The organism is Streptomyces pseudovenezuelae (genome assembly GCF_001513955.1).
GTDB lineage: Bacteria > Actinomycetota > Actinomycetes > Streptomycetales > Streptomycetaceae > Streptomyces > Streptomyces pseudovenezuelae.
This window is the reverse complement of record NZ_KQ948150.1, coordinates 151,534-168,468: the sequence shown is the minus strand read 5'-3', so window position 1 is coordinate 168,468 and position 16,935 is coordinate 151,534. Positions and strand designations below refer to the sequence as shown.

10 protein-coding genes are annotated in these 16,935 nt (G+C 72.2%); 5 read left to right on the top strand and 5 right to left on the bottom strand.

Going from position 1 to position 16,935, the window contains the following annotated elements; all coding sequences use genetic code 11:
* The first annotated feature begins 89 nt into the window (after positions 1-89).
* Positions 90-548, top strand: a complete 459-nt coding sequence (locus tag AQI94_RS28800) for an SRPBCC family protein (RefSeq protein WP_031061867.1) — start codon at positions 90-92, stop codon at positions 546-548.
* A gap of 111 nt (positions 549-659) precedes the next feature.
* Here the strand turns inward: AQI94_RS28800 and AQI94_RS28795 are convergent, their stop codons facing one another.
* Positions 660-1,139, bottom strand: a complete 480-nt coding sequence (locus tag AQI94_RS28795) for an ATP-binding protein (protein ID WP_031061874.1) — start codon at positions 1,137-1,139, stop codon at positions 660-662.
* A 179-nt stretch (positions 1,140-1,318) separates the two neighbouring features.
* On the opposite strand from AQI94_RS28795, the gene AQI94_RS28790 reads away from it, so the two are divergent.
* The 4 genes from AQI94_RS28790 (at position 1,319) to AQI94_RS28775 (ending at position 10,504) form a co-directional block, all read left to right on the top strand.
* Positions 1,319-1,723: an STAS domain-containing protein gene (locus tag AQI94_RS28790; RefSeq protein ID WP_031061878.1), complete on the top strand. Its 405-nt coding sequence runs from the start codon at positions 1,319-1,321 to the stop codon at positions 1,721-1,723.
* A 245-nt stretch (positions 1,724-1,968) separates the two neighbouring features.
* Complete coding sequence (locus tag AQI94_RS28785; RefSeq protein ID WP_062230011.1) at positions 1,969-6,243, top strand: HAMP domain-containing protein; 4,275 nt, start codon at positions 1,969-1,971, stop codon at positions 6,241-6,243.
* 58 nt (positions 6,244-6,301) lie between these two features.
* Positions 6,302-8,722: a SpoIIE family protein phosphatase gene (locus AQI94_RS28780; RefSeq protein ID WP_031061405.1), complete on the top strand. Its 2,421-nt coding sequence runs from the start codon at positions 6,302-6,304 to the stop codon at positions 8,720-8,722.
* 87 nt (positions 8,723-8,809) lie between these two features.
* On the top strand, positions 8,810-10,504 hold the full coding sequence (locus tag AQI94_RS28775) for a RecQ family ATP-dependent DNA helicase (protein WP_062230010.1): 1,695 nt from the start codon (positions 8,810-8,812) through the stop codon (positions 10,502-10,504).
* 11 nt (positions 10,505-10,515) lie between these two features.
* On the opposite strand, the gene AQI94_RS28770 is transcribed toward AQI94_RS28775, so the two are convergent.
* From AQI94_RS28770 to AQI94_RS28755, 4 genes are all read right to left on the bottom strand, one after another.
* Entirely contained in the window at positions 10,516-12,624 is a 2,109-nt protein-coding gene (locus AQI94_RS28770) for a S9 family peptidase (RefSeq protein WP_062230009.1), read from the bottom strand.
* Positions 12,597-14,381: an N-acetylglutaminylglutamine amidotransferase gene (locus tag AQI94_RS28765; RefSeq protein WP_031052081.1), complete on the bottom strand. Its 1,785-nt coding sequence runs from the start codon at positions 14,379-14,381 to the stop codon at positions 12,597-12,599. Before AQI94_RS28765 ends, AQI94_RS28770 begins: the two co-directional genes overlap by 28 nt.
* A gap of 174 nt (positions 14,382-14,555) precedes the next feature.
* Positions 14,556-15,728 carry a carboxylate-amine ligase gene (locus AQI94_RS28760; RefSeq protein WP_031052084.1) on the bottom strand — a complete coding sequence of 391 codons (1,173 nt, stop codon included), beginning with the start codon at positions 15,726-15,728 and terminating at the stop codon, positions 14,556-14,558.
* A gap of 827 nt (positions 15,729-16,555) precedes the next feature.
* Entirely contained in the window at positions 16,556-16,849 is a 294-nt protein-coding gene (locus tag AQI94_RS28755; RefSeq protein ID WP_031052088.1) for a hypothetical protein, read from the bottom strand.
* Positions 16,850-16,935 lie beyond the last annotated feature (86 nt).

The window sequence follows — 16,935 nt, the reverse complement described above, 5'->3', positions numbered from 1 at the left end:
CGGTCCTCCCATAGGGTCACGGTGCCGCCGGCAGAAGTCCGGCGAGGAACGGCGCGTATCCGCTACGGCTCGACCGATGAGGAGTGCCCATGTCCGGAGAGTTCAAAGCGGTGGTGGAGATCGACCGTCCGGTGCAGGAGGTGTTCGCCTATCTCGCCGACGGGCGCAACGATCCTCAGTTCAGTCCCCGGGTCCTGGGGATCGAGAGGATCCCGGACACCCCGACCGCCGTGGGCACGGTCTTCCGGAGCACCGTCAAGGACGCCGGCATGAAGACCTCGCGGGAGTTCCGCATCACCGAACTCGAAGCTCCGGTGAGGCTCCGCTGGACCGAGGTGTCCAAGAACAGCGTGACGGTGCGTGAGGGTGGCTACGATCTGGAGCCCCTGGCCGACAGCAGGACTCGCGTCAGTATCTTCAACGTCCTGGAAGGTCACGGTCTGGGCACCTTGCTGGTCGGCCTGGCGCTCGCCGCGGCCCGCAGGGACGCCCCCGCCTTCGGCACCCGGATCAGGACGGCTGCCGAGAAGGCGATCGTTCCCGGCTGAGGCGCGCGAGGGCAGCCCGGGTCCGCCCGGTTGCCGGCGAGCGGCCTCCCGGAAAGACCCGGTGAGAAAGAGGGGGGCTCGGGGCCGGGACAATCCGGCGCCCGGAACCTCCTAGTGCGGCTCGTCGAACAGTGTGAGCCGGACCGTGATGCACTTGCCGACCGGCTCCCGGCGCACCTCTATTCCCTGGACCACCGCCATCACGATCTCCAGACCGTGCTGACCCACCCGCCCGGCGTCGGCGGCGCGAGCCAGCGGAAGCGTCGGGTCGGTGTCCCACACCTCGACCTCCAGCATGCCGTCGGCGATGCGCAGGTGCAGCAGCACCGGCCCGGGCGCGTATTTCAGCGCGTTGGTGACCAGCTCGCTGACCACCAGCTGCCCCAGATCCATGGTGCGGGCCGACACCGGCAGCCCGTACTCCCCCTGCACCCGCGTCAGGAACTTCGACGTCTGGGCCCGGGCGTCGGCGATACAGCCGTCCGCTCCGTCCAGGGCCACGGTCACCTCGGCAGGTGCGGCTTCCGGCATCCGCGAACACTCCTCAGGCAGGACCCGCACCCTGCCGACCATCTCCAGTACCCCGTTCATGAGCGCGCGGATACCCCGTGATGCGCGCCTTACGCCTGTGCCGCACTGTTCCCGTGCTGCCGGACTGTTCCCGTGCTGCCGGCGAATCGAACGGCCGTCTCATGCATCGCGCGAGGACTTCCGGGGCAACGGTGGCACCAAGGACGAGACAGCCCCCATCGAGTGCGCAGAGGACGCGAGTGGCAGAGAACCGGGAAGCAGCGGGTCACGGCAGACTGTCCGTGGTCCGGACCGACGCCGACGGCATCACCGTGCTCGGCCTCGGCGGAGAGATCGACCACCAGAGCGTGAGCGGCCTGACGCGGGCCCTGGCGCCGGCGGAGGCCCCCACAGGGCAGCGGGTCGTCATCGATCTGAGCCGGGTCACTTTCATGGACTCCAGCGGTGTCAACGCCCTGATCGCCGCTTTCCAGGCCGCCGAGGCCGCGGGGGGATGGCTGCGGCTCGTGGTGGTGCGGGGCGCCGTGCTGCGCACCCTGCAGCTCGTGGGACTTGACACCGTCATCCCTTTTCACGCGACGCTGGAGGACGCCCTGGCGTCGCGTCGGCCGGACTCGTGGACGGGCTCATGGACGGAGTCGTGAAAAACCTGTCGAGTACCCGAGGGCGTGCCCCTCATGCCATCGCGTGAGGTCTTTTTTCGCCATGTCACAACCCTTCCGCCAACCTTTTGTCGCTGCTCCGCACCTGGGTTAATCTTCGACGGATTTCTCATCGGGCAGCTCCGTGGGGTGCGGGATTGTCGCTGGTGAGCGGGCCCTTGTGTAGAGCCCGGCACGGTTCCGAGCCCTCGGTGCGGGGGCTCTTGGGGAGCGGAACGAGGGTGCTCATGACCAGCACGTCCACGGAGGCCCGGGAGAAGGCCCCGGGCGAGCAGGAGCTACGGCAGTTGCTGGCCGGGCTGACCGCCGTGCGCGACGGCGATTTCGGCACTCGCCTGCCGTCCGACGGAGAGGGCCTGCTGGGCGACATCGCCACGGTCTTCAACGGCATGGTCGATCAGCTGTCCGTGTTCACGTCGGAGGTCACCCGGGTGGCCCGCGAGGTGGGCACCGAGGGCACGCTGGGCGGCCAGGCCGAGGTTCCGGGGGTCTCCGGCACCTGGGCCGACCTGACCGACTCGGTCAACGCCATGGCGGGCAATCTGACCACCCAGGTCCGTGACATCGCCCAGGTGGCGACGGCCGTGGCCAAGGGCGACCTCTCCCAGAAGATCGACGTGCCCGCGCGCGGGGAGATCCTTCAGCTGAAGGAGACCGTCAACACGATGGTTGACCAGCTCTCCGCCTTCGCCGACGAGGTCACCCGCGTCGCCCGCGAGGTCGGCAGCGAGGGCCGGCTCGGCGGACAGGCGCAGGTGCCCGGCGTGGGCGGCGTCTGGCGCGACCTCACCGATTCGGTCAACTTCATGGCCGGAAACCTGACGTCCCAGGTCCGCAACATCGCCCAGGTGACGACGGCGGTCGCGCAGGGCGACCTCTCCCAGAAGATCACCGTCGACGCCCGCGGCGAGATCCTCGAACTCAAGAACACCATCAACACGATGGTCGACCAGCTCTCCGCCTTCGCCGACGAGGTCACCCGCGTCGCCCGCGAGGTCGGCACCGAGGGCCGACTGGGCGGTCAGGCCGACGTCAAGGGCGTCAAGGGCACCTGGCGCGACCTCACCGACTCCGTGAACTTCATGGGCGGAAACCTCACGTCCCAGGTCCGCAACATCGCCCAGGTGGCGACCGCGGTCGCGCAGGGCGACCTCTCCCAGAAGATCACCGTCGACGCCCGCGGCGAGATCCTCGAACTCAAGAACACCATCAACACGATGGTCGACCAGCTCTCCGCCTTCGCCGACGAGGTCACCCGCGTCGCCCGCGAGGTCGGCACCGAGGGCAACCTCGGCGGACAGGCGATCGTCCGGGGCGTGTCGGGGACCTGGAAGGACCTGACGGACAACGTCAACGTGATGGCGTCGAACCTGACCGGGCAGGTCCGTTCGATCGCCCAGGTGGCCACCGCCGTGGCCCGCGGCGACCTCTCGCAGAAGATCACTGTGGAGGCCAAGGGCGAGGTCGCCGCCCTGGCGGACGTCATCAACACGATGGTCGACACACTGTCCGCGTTCGCCGACGAGGTCACCCGCGTCGCCCGCGAGGTCGGCACCGAGGGCAACCTCGGCGGACAGGCGCAGGTGCCGAACGTGGCCGGCACCTGGAAGGACCTCACCGACAACGTCAACTCGATGGCCAACAACCTCACCGGGCAGGTGCGCAACATCGCCCTGGTGACGACCGCCGTGGCCAACGGTGACCTGTCGAAGAAGATCGACGTCGACGCCCGGGGCGAGATCCTGGAGCTGAAGACGACCATCAACACGATGGTCGACCAGCTGTCGTCCTTCGCCGCCGAGGTCACCCGTGTCGCCCGCGAGGTCGGCAGCGAGGGCCGGCTCGGCGGACAGGCCGAGGTGGAGGGTGTCGAGGGCACCTGGAAGCGGCTGACGGAGAACGTCAACGAACTGGCCGGGAACCTCACCCGGCAGGTCCGCGCGATCGCCGAGGTCGCGAGCGCCGTGGCCGAGGGCGACCTGACCCGGTCGATCAACGTGGAGGCCTCGGGTGAGGTCGCCGAGCTCAAGGACAACATCAACTCCATGGTGGAGTCCCTGCGCGAGACCACCCGGGCCAACCAGGAGCAGGACTGGCTCAAGACCAACCTGGCCCGGATCTCCGGCCTGATGCAGGGCCACCGCGACCTGCCCGTGGTCGCCGAGCTCATCATGGACGAGCTCGCCCCGCTGGTCGCGGCCCAGTACGGCGCCTTCTACCTGGCCGAGGACACCGTGCGCGGGCACGAACTGCGGCTGGTGGGGTCGTACGGCTATCCCGACGACGACGACCGGCCCACCCGGATCCCGGTCGGACGCTCCCTGGTCGGACAGGCCGCGCGCAACCGCCGTACGGTCACCGTGGAGGAGCTGCCCGAGGGGTACGTCACCATCTCCTCCGGACTCGGGCAGGTGTCGCCCACCGCTCTGGTGGTGCTGCCGATCGTGGTCGAGGAGCAGGTGCTCGGGGTGATCGAGCTGGCGTCCGTCAGCCGCTTCCGGCAGATCCATCAGGACTTCCTGGCCCAGCTGATGCCGACCATCGGCGTCAACCTCAACACCATCGTCGCCAACGTCCGCACCGACGAGCTGCTGGACGAGTCCCAGCGGCTGACCGCCGAACTCCAGGCCCGTTCCGAGGAGTTGCAGGTCCAGCAGGACGAACTCCAGCGCTCCAACGCCGAGCTGGAGGAGAAGGCCTCCCTGCTCGCCTCGCAGAACCGCGACATCGAGGCGAAGAACCTCCAGATCGAGCAGGCCCGGCAGGAACTGGAGACCCGCGCGCAGCAGCTGTCGCTGGCCTCCAAGTACAAGTCGGAGTTCCTGGCCAACATGAGCCATGAACTGCGCACCCCGCTCAACAGTCTGCTGATCCTGGCCCAGTTGCTGGCGCAGAACCCCTCCCGCAACCTCACCCCCAAGCAGGTCGAGTACGCGGGCATCATCCACTCGGCCGGCTCGGACCTGCTCCAGCTGATCAACGACATCCTCGACCTGTCCAAGGTCGAGGCGGGCAAGATGGACGTCGCGCCCGAGCGGGTCCCGCTGCGCCAGCTCCTGGAGTACGTCGAGGCGACGTTCCGGCCGATGACCACGCAGAAGAGCCTGGAGTTCACGGTCGCCACCGCGCCCGGCACCCCGGCCGACCTGCTCACCGACGACTCCCGGCTGCGCCAGATCCTGCGCAACCTGCTGTCGAACGCGGTGAAGTTCACGGAGCAGGGCGGTGTGGAGCTGCGGATCGAGCCGGCCGCCGACCGGGAGGTGCCGCCGGGCGTGCACCGTGGCGGTCCCGTCGTGGCCTTCCGGGTCAAGGACACCGGCATCGGCATTCCGCAGCAGCAACTGGAGACGATCTTCGGGGCGTTCCAGCAGGCCGACGGGACGACCAGCCGCAAGTACGGCGGCACCGGCCTCGGTCTGTCGATCACCCGGGAGATCGCCCATCTGCTGGGCGGCGCGGTCACCGTCGACAGCACGCCCGGCCAGGGCAGCACGTTCACGCTGTACCTGCCGGTCGCGCGGGCCGACTTCGAGGAACTGATGGAGGGCGGTGGACGTCCGGCGGAACGGCCGTACGAGATCGCCGCCTCCGAGGACGCGGCCGAGCCCCGTCAGCTCACCGCTCCCACCCTCTCGCCCGAGCAGCGCAGGCGCCGGCTGCTGGTCATCGAGGAGCGGCCGCGCGGTCTGCTGACGCTGGTCGCCGAGCGGGCCGTCGCCGACCTCGCGTACGACTCCGACGATCCGCACGGGGCGATCGACATCATCACGGCGGTGGGGGCCCAGGAGGCCGCGAGCACGCTGGCGGCCGACCCCTGCCACTGTGTCGTCCTCGAACTCGGCATGCCGCACGACGAGGGCGCCGACTTCCTGGAGGCCATGGGCGGCGACTCGGCGCTGGCCAGCGTTCCGGTCCTGATCCACACCGGACACCGGGTGGACCTCGGCCAGGAGCAGGGCCTGCGCGCCCTGGCGGGCGACCGGCCGCTGGACTTCCTGTCCAGCCTGGACGACCTGCGCGAGCGCATCACCCTGCACCTGTCCGCCGAACAGCCGGGCGACGTGCTGTCGTTGGTGCATCCCGAGGAGCCGCAGCGGCCCGTGGCGCAGGTGGTCGACGACTCCTTCCTGGGCCGGACGGTCCTGGTGGTCGACGACGACGCGCGCAACCTGTTCGCGCTCAGCGGGGTGCTGGAACTGCACGGCTTCCAGGTCCTGCACGCGGACAACGGCCGCAAGGGCATCGAGATGCTGCTCGCCCACCCGGACATCTCGCTGGTCCTGATGGACGTGATGATGCCCGAGATGGACGGTTACGCCGCCACCGCGGAGATCCGCTCGATGCCGCAGTACGCGGAGCTGCCCATCATCGCGGTCACCGCGAAGGCCATGCCGGGGGACCAGGAGAAGAGCCTCGCGTCCGGGGCCAACGACTACGTCACCAAGCCCGTCGACACCGGTGACCTCATCGCCCGCGTCCGACGGTGGCTGCCGGGGTGAGCGCACGCAGCGCCCACCAGCCGACCGCGTGACGTCCCAGCCGAGGAACAGGCCCACCGTGAGTGATCAGCGTCAGCCGTCCGAGCCCCAGAGTGCCCCCGCGGACGACCCGTCCGCCGTCCACGGCGACGACCGTGACGGGGAGCCCTCTCCTGTCGGACGGCTGGCGGCGACCGTCGAGCGACTGCGCCGGGAGGTGCGGGCGGCGCAGGCCGAGGCGGACGGGCGGGCCCTGATCGAACTGGCCAAGGGCATCCTGGTCGAGCGGCTGGGCTGCGGTCCGGCGCAGGCTTCCCGCCAGCTCGCCGAACTCACCGCGCAGGCGGGGGTGACACCGCTGGAGTTCGCCGTCGACGTCATCAACCAGGCCTCGCGCGACCGGCTCTCGGAGGTGACCAACGCCTTCCTCGCCGCCACCGCCGCCACCGAACCGCCCGAAGGGCACTCCTCGGCCGTACGGCTGCGTGCCGCCGAGAGCGCTGCGCTGGCCGCCGACGACGACACCCAGGCCGTCGCGGACTCCCTGCTGGAGCACGCGCTCACCCCGCTGGGCGCGGAGGCGGTGGCCATCTGGGTCCTGGGGGCCGACGGGTCCCTCGCGCTGGCGGGCAGCGCCGGGTTCTCCACGGCCGAGACCGGCCGCTGGCGGCATGTGCCGCCGGGCGTGACGACCGTGGCGCGCCGCGGGCTCACCGAGCGCGGCGGGGAGTGGATCCGCAGTCTGTCCGAGACCGGCCTGCCGTCCATCGGGCAGCACCACCACCCCGACGGCGGCCGGGTCGCCGTACCGGCCGGGACCGGCGGGCGCATCCACGGCGTGCTGGAGATCGTCTGGCCCGCGCCGCTGGAGTCCCCTCCCCCGCCCATCGTCCGGCAGATCGAGGCGCTGGCCGAGCTGTGCGCGCACACCCTGGAGACGTACGCGCTCCAGCACCCCGACGGTGCCCCGGACCCGCGCGTCCCGCCGGACGTCTCCGAGCTGATGGACCTGGCCGACGGGCTCCACGACCCCGCCCTGGTGCTGGTGCCGCACCTGGACTCCGGCGGGCAGCTCGTCGACTTCCGCATCCACCACGTCAACAGCCGCTTCCTCGACCCGGCCGGCCGGCCGCGGGGCGCGGTGAACGGCGCGCTGCTGCTGGAGGCGTACCCGATGGCCGCGGGCCACAGCGAGCTGTTCGACCGGATCGAGCGCGTCTACGCCACCGGTGAGCCCTTCCGCACCCACCGCATGCGGCTCACCGCCCTGGTCGACGACGTCCAGCTCGCCGCGGTCGCCGACATCAACGTCAGCCGGCACGGCGGCAGCGTCCTGCTGATCTGGCGCATCGAGGACGAGACGGCCCGCCTCGCGAGCCTGCTCCAGCACGCCCAGCGCCTGGGCCGCATCGGCGGTTTCGAGGAGAACCTGCTGACCGGCGAGATCACCTGGAACGGCCAGCTGTACCACCTGTACGGCAAGCCGGCCTCCGAGATGCCCGTACCGCTGGAGGACCTGCCCGCCCACGCCCACCCCGACGACGCCGTCGCCATCGGCAGGTTCCTGCGCACGGTGGTCCACCAGCGGCGTCCCGCGTCCACCGCGTTCCGGTTGCAGCGCCCCGACGGGGTCACCCGTCACATCCGGGTCGTCGCGGAGCCGGTCCTGGACTCCGCCGGTCAGCTGTACGTGGTGCGCGGCGCCTACCAGGACATCTCCGCCCACCACTGGACCGAGGTCGCCCTCGCCGCCACCCGCGACCAGCTCGCCCACACCGAGCAGCAGGCCAGCGAGCGCAACCGGCTGACCCTCCAGCTGCAGCACGCCATCATGCCCCCGACCCAGGCGCCCCTGGAGGTTCCGGGACTGGACGTGGCGGTGCGCTACCGGCCCGCCGAGACGCAGCATCTGGTCGGCGGCGACTGGTACGACGCCGTGGTGCTGCCGTCCCGGCTGGTGCTGCTGTGCGTGGGCGATGTCGCGGGCCACGGGATCGAGGCGGCCACCAGCATGGTCGTGCTGCGCAACGCGCTGCGCGGGCTCGCCGTCACCGGTGCCGGGCCGGGCCAGCTGCTGTCCTGGCTCAACATGGTGGCCCACCATCTGACCGGCGCCGTCACCGCCACGGCGGTCTGCGGCCTGTACGACCCCGAGAACCACACCCTGCGCTGGGCGCGGGCCGGACACCTGCCGCCGGTCCTGGTGCGCGGCTCGGACGCGGCACCGCTGCCGCTGGTCACCGGGCTGCTGCTGGGCGCCGTACCGGAGGCCACGTACGAGGAGCACGAGGTCCAGCTCGCCGTCGACGACACGCTGCTGATGTACACGGACGGTCTGATCGAACGCCGGGACCGGTCCGTGGAGGAGTCCCTGGCGCAGTTCCTGACGGTGGCGCGCGCGGTCCCGCCCACGCTGGACCAGCAGTTGGACCGTCTGCTCACACACAGCAGGTCCGACACGGACGACGACACCTGCATCGTGGGAATCCGCGTGGCCTGAGGCGCGGGCGGTCCGGGGCTTGGGTCCGCGCACAAGGGGAACGCGATTGCGGCAGCGCACCGACCCCGGACCGTCAAGGGAGCAGGCATGCCCGACCAGAGAAGTCCCGCTGTCGCGGAGCAGTTGGCGCGGACCGCCGACGAGGTGTTCGGCTGGAGCGAGCTGCGGCCGGGGCAGCTGACCGCGATGGAAGCGGTCATGCACGGGCGGGACACGCTGGCCGTCATGCCCACCGGAGCCGGGAAGTCGGCGGTGTACCAGGTGCCGGGGCTACTGCTTCCGGGGCCGACCGTGGTGGTCTCCCCGCTCATCGCCCTCCAACGGGACCAGATCGCCGGCCTGCTCAGCCGTGCCGGCGCCCCGGAGGCCGTCGCGGTCAACTCCGCCCAGGCGGCCGGAGAGACCCGGGCCGCCTGGGACGCGGTCCGGCACGGTGACGCCGAGTTCCTGTTCCTCTCCCCCGAGCAGCTCGCCAAGGACGAGGTGGTCGAGCGGCTGGCCCGGGCCGCGCCCTCGCTGTTCGTCGTCGACGAGGCCCAGTGCGTGGCCGCCTGGGGCCACGACTTCCGCCCCGACTACCTCCGCCTGGCCCAGGCGGCGCAGCGGATGGGCCGGCCCACGCTCCTCGCCCTGACCGCCACGGCCGCGCCACCGGTGCGCGAGGAGATCGTGGAGCGGCTCGGCATGGCGGATCCAGCACTGGTGGTGGCCGGTTTCGACCGGCCGAACATCGCGTTGGAGGTGCACCGCTTCCTGGACGACACCGACAAGCGTCGGGTGGTCGTGGAGCGTGCCGCGGCAGAGCCCAAGCCGGGCATCGTCTACACCGCCACCCGCCGGGACGCCGAGGCGTACGCCGCCGACCTCGCCGAGCTGGGCCTGTCGGCCGCCGCCTACCACGCCGGACTGACCGCCGGTGAGCGTTCCCGGGCGCACGACGCCTTCCTGTCCGGCGAGGCCGACGTCGTGGTCGCCACCTCCGCCTTCGGCATGGGCATCGACAAGGAGGACGTACGGTTCGTGCTGCACGCGTCCGTGCCCGGCTCGCTGGACGCCTACTACCAGGAGATCGGCCGGGCCGGCCGGGACGGCGGGCCTGCGGTCGCCGTCCTCCACTACCGGTCCGAGGACAGCGGGCTCCAGCGCCTGTTCGCCACGCGCGCGCCGGACGAGGACACCCTGGGCGCGGTCGCGGAGCGCATCCACGGGCGCGACGCGCCCGTGGAGCCGGACGCCATCGCAAAGGACACGGGGCTCACCCGCCGACGCGTGACGGCGGCCGTCAACCTCCTGGAGGAGGCGGGGGCCGTGCGCACCGAGGACGACGGGCGGGTGCGCGCCGTTGCCGGGACGACGGCCGGCGAAGCGGCCGCCCGGGCGGCCGAACAGGCCCACTCCCGCAGACGGCTGGAGCAGTCGAGGCTGGCCATGATGCTGGGGTACGCCGAGACCACGGGCTGCCGGCGCCGCTTCCTGCTCGGGTACTTCGGGGAGCCGTACGACGGCCCGTGCGGGACCTGTGACGGGTGCGCGTCCCCCAGGCCCGGGGACAGTGTCGTCGACGGGGTCGGGGACACGGGCGAGGAGCCCCCTTCACCGGCGACCGCCCCGTATGCGGCCGGCACCCGCGTGCAGCACACGGAGTGGGGAGAGGGCACGGTGATGAGCGAGGAGGGCGACCGCATCACCGTGCTGTTCGAGTCCATGGGGTACCGGACGCTGTCCCTGGCCGCGATCACCGGCAAGGGGCTCCTCACCGCCCACCCGCACGGGGCCGGGTGACGACCGGAAGCTCAGGAAGGCCGCAGGAGCCGCTCCATCCAGTCCGCGGCGGCCCGGCGGAACAGACGCCGGTTGTCCGCGCGCAGGAAGTCGTGTCCCTCGTCACGCAGGACGAGGAGTTCGGCGGGGACACCGCGCTCCCGCGCGGCCCGGACGAACTGTTCCGACTCCCCCGGCGGCACGTTGGTGTCGTGCTCGCCGTGCACGGCGAGCAGCGGAACCCGCAGTGCGTCGATCCGGCTCATCGGCGACAGGGCGTGCAGCAACTCCCGGTCGTGCTCCGGGTGGCCGTACTTGTGCGCCGCCGACTCCGCGATCCAGGGCTCGGTGCCGGCGAAGAAGGTCACGAGGTCGGACATGCCGCAGACGGCGACGCCCGTGCGGAAGAGGTCCGGGTGCCACACCAGGGAGGCGAAGGTCAGATAGCCGCCGTAGGAACGCCCCATCACCGCCAGCCGGGTCGGGTCCGCGGGGCCCGCCGTGACCGCGTGCGCCGCGCAGTCCGCGACGTCGTCGAGGGCGGCGAAGCGGCCGGTGCCCAAGTCGGCGTCGACGAAGGACCGGCCGTGTCCGCCGGAGCCGCGGACGTCGGGGGCGAAGACGTCCAGCCCGCGCCCGAGCAGCTCGTGGTACAGCGGGTCGAACACCGGGCGTTCCTGGTCCTCGGGGCCGCCGTGCAGGTGGATCACACAGGGTGCCGGCTCGTACGGGGCACGTCCCGGGGCGCGGTAGTACCAGCCGCTGAGGGGAAGGCCGTCGCGGGCGACCAGGCGTGAGAGGACGGGGCGTACCGGCGGGCGGCCCGGCGGGACGGCGTCCTCGTCCCGGGAGGACCACGGGGTGCGCAGCAGGGACACGCCTTCGTGGGCCCACCACACGCCGGGGCGGCGCTGGGAGCCCGACAGCGCCAGCAGCAGCCGCCCTGTTCCGGCCGCCGTGATCCGTGTGACGACCTCGTGGGGCAGCGGGACCGGCCGCGCCGGTCCGGCGGTGTCCAGGGTCCCGAGCCCCGGGGAGGTCTCGACGATGTCGAGTTCGCTGGCGCCCCGCACGTTCCAGGCGAGCACGGCCGTCCGGCCGTCGTGCGCCATCGCCAGCAGTTCGAGGTCGCTGTCCTCGCGTTCCGCCACGACGGTCCTGGCGCACTGTTTGCCGTCGGCGTCGAGCGCGACGGCGAACAGTGCCGCGTACTCCCGGTCGGCGTCGCTGCGCAGCCACAGCGTCCGCGCGTCCGGGGAGAAACGGCCGATCCAGTGGTCGCCGTCGGCGACCCGCAGGGCGAAGGTCGTCGTCGCGTCGCGGATGCGCCGGACGACCGCCTCCCGCCGTCCGCGCGGCCCCCGGCGCAGCAGGGCGAACCGGCCGTCACGGCTGAGGTCGCACACCCGCAGCGTGGGGGCGTCCGGTTCCGTCGCGAGCAGCACGGGAGAGGCCAGGCCCTCGGGATCGACCAGGTAGGCGGACAGGCCGCCGCCCGGCCGGGTCGCCGGTGTCCCGCCCGGCCCCACGGCGTACGCGGCGGGGCCCAGGAGGGTCGCCGGGCCGTCCCGGGACGTCCAGTGGGCCGGGGCCGCGTCCGCCGACTGCCACACTCCGTCGCCCTGGGCGGTGGCCGGTGCGGCGAGGGTGACCGCGACGGCAGAGCCGTCGTGGGCCCAGCAGCCGAGGTGGGCGGAGCTGTCCGGGTCGGCGCCGGCCAGCAGCCGGCGTCCGGTGCCGTCAGGGCGCACGCAGAGCACCCGGGTGTGCTCGCCGCCGCCCGGTGCGGTGGTGTACGCGATCCAGCGGCCGTCGGGTGACCAGGACACCTCCTTCACGGGATCCGGGGAGGAGTCCAGCAGCCGGATCCCCTCCCCGTCCACGGGCCCGGCCCACAGCTGGGGGACGCCGCCCCGGTCGCAGATGAAGGCCACCCGGGTGCCGGCGGGGTCAGCGCAGGGATACCAGCAGCCGTGCGCGTGCAGCCGGGTCACGGCGTCCCGGGGTCCTTCCGCCTCGGGCAGCGCCATCGGAGCGGGGGCCGCGGCGCGGGCGGAGGCCCGCTCCGGCGCGGGCACCGTCGCGTGCGGAGGCCGGGTGCGGTGCTCGCCGGTCACGTGATTCCGTGCGTCTGCAGCCATATCTCCAGCAGTGCCACCTGCCACAGGGCGTTGGCGCCGCGTTTGGTCCGGTGCTCGTCGGGGGCGGCCAGGAGTTCGCTCACGTAGGACTCCTGGAAGATTCCCCGCTTCTTCGCCTCGGGGGCGGCGAGCGCCTCCCGCACCCGGTCCAGGACGGGTCCGGCCATGTGCCGGATGGCGGGGACCGGGAAGTAGCCCTTGGGCCGGTCGACGATCTCCCGCGGCAGGAGCTTGCGGCCGACTTCCTTCAGTACGCCCTTGCCGTCGTCGGCGAGTTTGAGTTCCGGCGGACAGGCCGCGGCCAGCTCGACGAGTTCGTGGTCGAGGAACGGCACGCGGGCCTCCAGTCCCCAGGCCATGGTCATGTTGTCGACCCGCTTCACCGGGTCGTCGACGAGCATGACGTGCGTGTCCAGGCGCAGTGCCGCGTCCAGGGCGGTCTGCGCGCCGGGACGTGCCATGTGGTCCCTGACGAAACGGCCCGACACGTCGTCCTCGGGCAGCAGGTCCGGCTGGAGGATCGCCGCGAGGTCGGCGTGGGGCCGGTCGAAGTACGTCTCGGCGTACCTCTGCGGCTCCTCTTCGCGCGCGACCGCGGCCAGCTCCGGGTACCAGTGGTACCCGGCGAACACCTCGTCGGCGCCCTGCCCGCTCTGCACGACCTTCACCTGCCGCGACACCTGCTCGGACAGCAGGTGGAAGGCGACCACGTCGTGGCTGATCATCGGTTCGCTCATCGCGGCGACCGCGTCGTCCAGGGCGGTCGAGACCCGGGCCGACGGCACCATCATCCGGCGGTGGTCGGTGCCGAACTCGCGGGCGACCAGGTCCGAGTACCGGAACTCGTCGCCCTGCTCCCCGCCCTCGGCCTCGAAACCCACGCTGAACGTCTGCAGGCCGCGCTGCCCCTCCTCGGCGAGCAGCGCGACGATCAGGCTGGAGTCCAGGCCGCCGGAGAGCAGGACCCCGACCGGCACGTCGGAGACCATCCGGCGCCGTACGGCGGTGCGCAGCGCGTCCAGCACCGCGTCACGCCACTCGTCGGGCCCCATGTCCGCGTACTCGGGCCGCCGTGTGTAGGCGGGCTGCCAGTAGCGGTGGTCGCGGTGGCTGCCGTCCGGCTCGACGACCCGGACGGTGGCGGGCGGCAGTTTGCGCACGCCGTTGAGGACGGTGTGCGGCGGGGCGACCGTGGCGTGCCAGCTCAGGTACTGGTGGACGGCCACCGGGTCGACGGAGGTGTCCACGTCCCCGGCGGCCAGGAGGGCGGGCAGCGAGGAGGCGAACCGCAGCCGGTCCGGCGCGGGCGCCAGATAGAGCGGCTTGATCCCCAGCCGGTCGCGGCCCAGGACGACACGGCCGGTGCGGTGCTCGACGAGCGCGAAGGCGAACATGCCGTAGAAGTGCTCCACGCAGGCGGTTCCCCACTGCCGGTAGGCGTGCAGCACGACTTCCGTGTCGGACGTCGACCTGAAGCGGTGCCCGAGGCGGCCGAGCTCCTCGCGCAGTTCCTGGTAGTTGTAGACGCAGCCGTTGAAGACGCCGGTGATCTCGCCGTCGGCGTCGGTCATCGGCTGGGCGCCGAGGTCGGACAGGTCGATGATCTTCAACCGCCGGTGTCCCAGCGCCACCGCGCCCTGGGTCCACAGGCCCTGGCCGTCGGGTCCGCGGGCGGCCATCCGGTCGGACATGCGCTCGACGGCCGCGAGGTCGGGGCGGCTGCCGTCGAAGCGGATCTCACCGCTCAGACCGCACATGACGCGCCGCCCCCTTCCCAGGAGCCGTCGACCACGAGCCGGGACGGGGACCCCGGGTCGCGCCTGCCGGCCGCGACCCGGGCGGAATTGCTGGACATGAACGAAACCTCTCCTCGGGGCTTGTCGGCGTAGGACGGCCGGGTGGGGCGACGGACTGCGCGCCGCGGAGCCCGGTCAGCTGCCCAGGACCTCCGGTGCACCGGAACCCGCCGTGCCCGCGACGAAGCGCGGGACCCTTCTGCGGGCGACGGGGGCCTGTCTGCGGGGCCGCCGCTCCCCGCGGGTCTCCGCGATCAGCAGGTCGGTGCAGGCCAGCAGGTCCTCTTCCCGGGCCGTGCGGCGCATGCGCTCGGCGGCGCTGCCCTCCGCCAGGGCCGCCTCGGTCAGATCGCTGACCGTCTCCCAGTCTCCGTGGGCTTCGAGCGCGGGACGCAGCCGGGCGAGCATCCCGCGTACGACGTCGGCGGCGGGCGTCTCCCGGTGGGTCACGGGATCCACCAGGGCACCCTCCAGGCCGGACCTGGCAGCTCGCCAGGAGGCGCCGCGCAGCCATTCGTGGTGACCGTCGCAGACCGCCGCGCCGGCCGCGCGCAGTTCGAGGGCCTCGGTCACCAGGGCACGGAACAGACCGGCGAGGAGCACGACGTTCTCCGCCCGCGGGCAGGCGTCGCAGATGCGCAGTTCCAGCGTCGGCAGGTGGGCGGAGGGGCGGAGGTCGTAGTAGATCATCCCCGGGTCGCTGATGACCCCGGCCCGGACCATGTCGTCCACCGCGGCGTCGTAGTCGGCCGCGTCGGCGAAGCAGCCGACGGGGCCCGCGGTGGGCCAGCGCTGCCAGAGCAGCGTGCGCCAGCTGGCATAACCGGTGTCGATGCCCTGCCAGAACGGTGAGCTGGCGGACAGCGCCAGCAGCACGGGCAGCCAGGGCGAGACCGTGCACATCACGCCCACGGCCGTGTCGCGGTCGGGGATGTCCACATGGACCTGGGCGCCGCAGATGAGCTGCTCGTCGGCGACCTGGCGGTACTCCTCGACCATGTGGCGATAGCGCGCGTCGGAGGTGGGGTGTCCGGAAACGGCGGGGGCGAGGGGTGCCGTGCCCGCCGCCGCGACCGCGAGTCCCAGCGAGGAGGCGGCCGCGTCGAGCCGCCGTCTGGTTCCGGCGAGGTCGGCGTACAGCCCGGCCAGGGAGGTGTGCACCCCGCTGTTCGACTCCACGGTCGACTGGTGCAGCTCCGTGGTGAAGGTGCACCGGGGAAGCCGGCGCAGCACCGCGCCTGCACGCGGCACGAGCAGTCCGCTCTCCACCTCCAGGATGTGGAACTCCTCCTCTACTCCGATGCGCATGGTCACTGTCGCTCCTCGGGGTGGTGCGGATGATCCCCCCGTCTCAGGGGTGACAGCCAAGTGCCCACGAGATCGCCGGATAAGCGTGACTTTGCGCGCGTTTGAAGTAGAAGGTTCACATATGAGCGGTGATCCGCGGGCAGCTGTCGGTGGTCCTGTCGACCAGCGCGCCGTACGCCGGCTGCAACGCGTGTGCCCATCGCGGCGCGCGTCGCGCGGGGCCACAGCAGCTGCCCGGCGGTGCGGGTCGAGACCATCGAGGTCAGGAGCACGTCCCGGAGTTCCGGCCGGTCGGGCAGCGGGCGCCCACGAAGCCGTACGGCGGTGGCCCAGCGCGCCGTGTACGCGCCGAACACCGCCATGGCCGCGAGGCAGACCCGCGGCGGCCGGTCCTGCGTGCCCGCCCAGTCGCAGCCCGTGCGCCGCGGGAGGGCCGGTGCCCGCCGTCCGATGCGGTGGTCAGCAGGGGTGGCCATGAGCGGATCGCCGTCCTGCCTCGCTCCGGCGCCGATCCGCGGTCGACGCCGGCGGCCTGCCCGTGGGCCGGGATCAGCGCCCGGCACGCCGTCTGATCCCATGGCCGCGAGCCCCAGGAGGCCGAGGCGCCGGCCCGACGCCGTGTACCGGCCGGAATTCTCCAGCCGCGTTCCGTGGGGCCGGTCCCGGCCGTGTGCTCGCCCGCCGCCCGTCGAGCCCCGGATTCTGTCGCGTCCGCGGTGGCTGTCGTCGCGCGCTCATGGGCAGCCGGGTCTCCCCCAGCACGTGGGGCAAACGAGACACCGGACGCTCGGCCGCTCGGTGGGGCGCCTCATCCCGGGACCGGCGGATCAGGACTTGGAGACCGCGTGGCGTCCGGTGCGCCCGGAGAACGCGGCGTGGTGCGGAGGCCGGGCCGAACCGGTGGGCTCCACACGCCGCAGCCACCGGGAGGCCATGGCGAGCAGGCCCGTGAAGACGGCCAACAGCAGCAAGGAGGTCCACATGGGCCGGGTGCCGGGAGAATCCCACATCGTCCAGGCCGACGAGGCCGTCCACAGGACGATGCCGGCCGCGTAGAAGGCCCGTATACGGCGCAGTTGCCTCGTGGCCCTGATCGCCGTGAGGTCGTCGGTGTGTGTCATGCCGCCCCGTGTACCCCGATCACCCTCCACCAGGCAGCGGTTCCGCACCGTACGCGCCGTGGCCTGCGTGGTATCACTACGACACA

Excerpts from the sequence above, each read along its gene's own strand:
- AQI94_RS28800 (WP_031061867.1), top strand. The coding sequence starts at position 90 with ATGTCCGGAGAGTTCAAAGCGGTGGTGGAGATCGACCGTCCGGTGCAG.
- AQI94_RS28795 (WP_031061874.1), bottom strand. The coding sequence starts at position 1,139 with ATGAACGGGGTACTGGAGATGGTCGGCAGGGTGCGGGTCCTGCCTGAG.
- AQI94_RS28785 (WP_062230011.1), top strand. The coding sequence starts at position 1,969 with ATGACCAGCACGTCCACGGAGGCCCGGGAGAAGGCCCCGGGCGAGCAG.
- AQI94_RS28775 (WP_062230010.1), top strand. The coding sequence starts at position 8,810 with ATGCCCGACCAGAGAAGTCCCGCTGTCGCGGAGCAGTTGGCGCGGACC.
- AQI94_RS28770 (WP_062230009.1), bottom strand. The coding sequence starts at position 12,624 with ATGGCTGCAGACGCACGGAATCACGTGACCGGCGAGCACCGCACCCGG.
- AQI94_RS28765 (WP_031052081.1), bottom strand. The coding sequence starts at position 14,381 with ATGTGCGGTCTGAGCGGTGAGATCCGCTTCGACGGCAGCCGCCCCGAC.
- AQI94_RS28760 (WP_031052084.1), bottom strand. The coding sequence starts at position 15,728 with ATGCGCATCGGAGTAGAGGAGGAGTTCCACATCCTGGAGGTGGAGAGC.
- AQI94_RS28755 (WP_031052088.1), bottom strand. The coding sequence starts at position 16,849 with ATGACACACACCGACGACCTCACGGCGATCAGGGCCACGAGGCAACTG.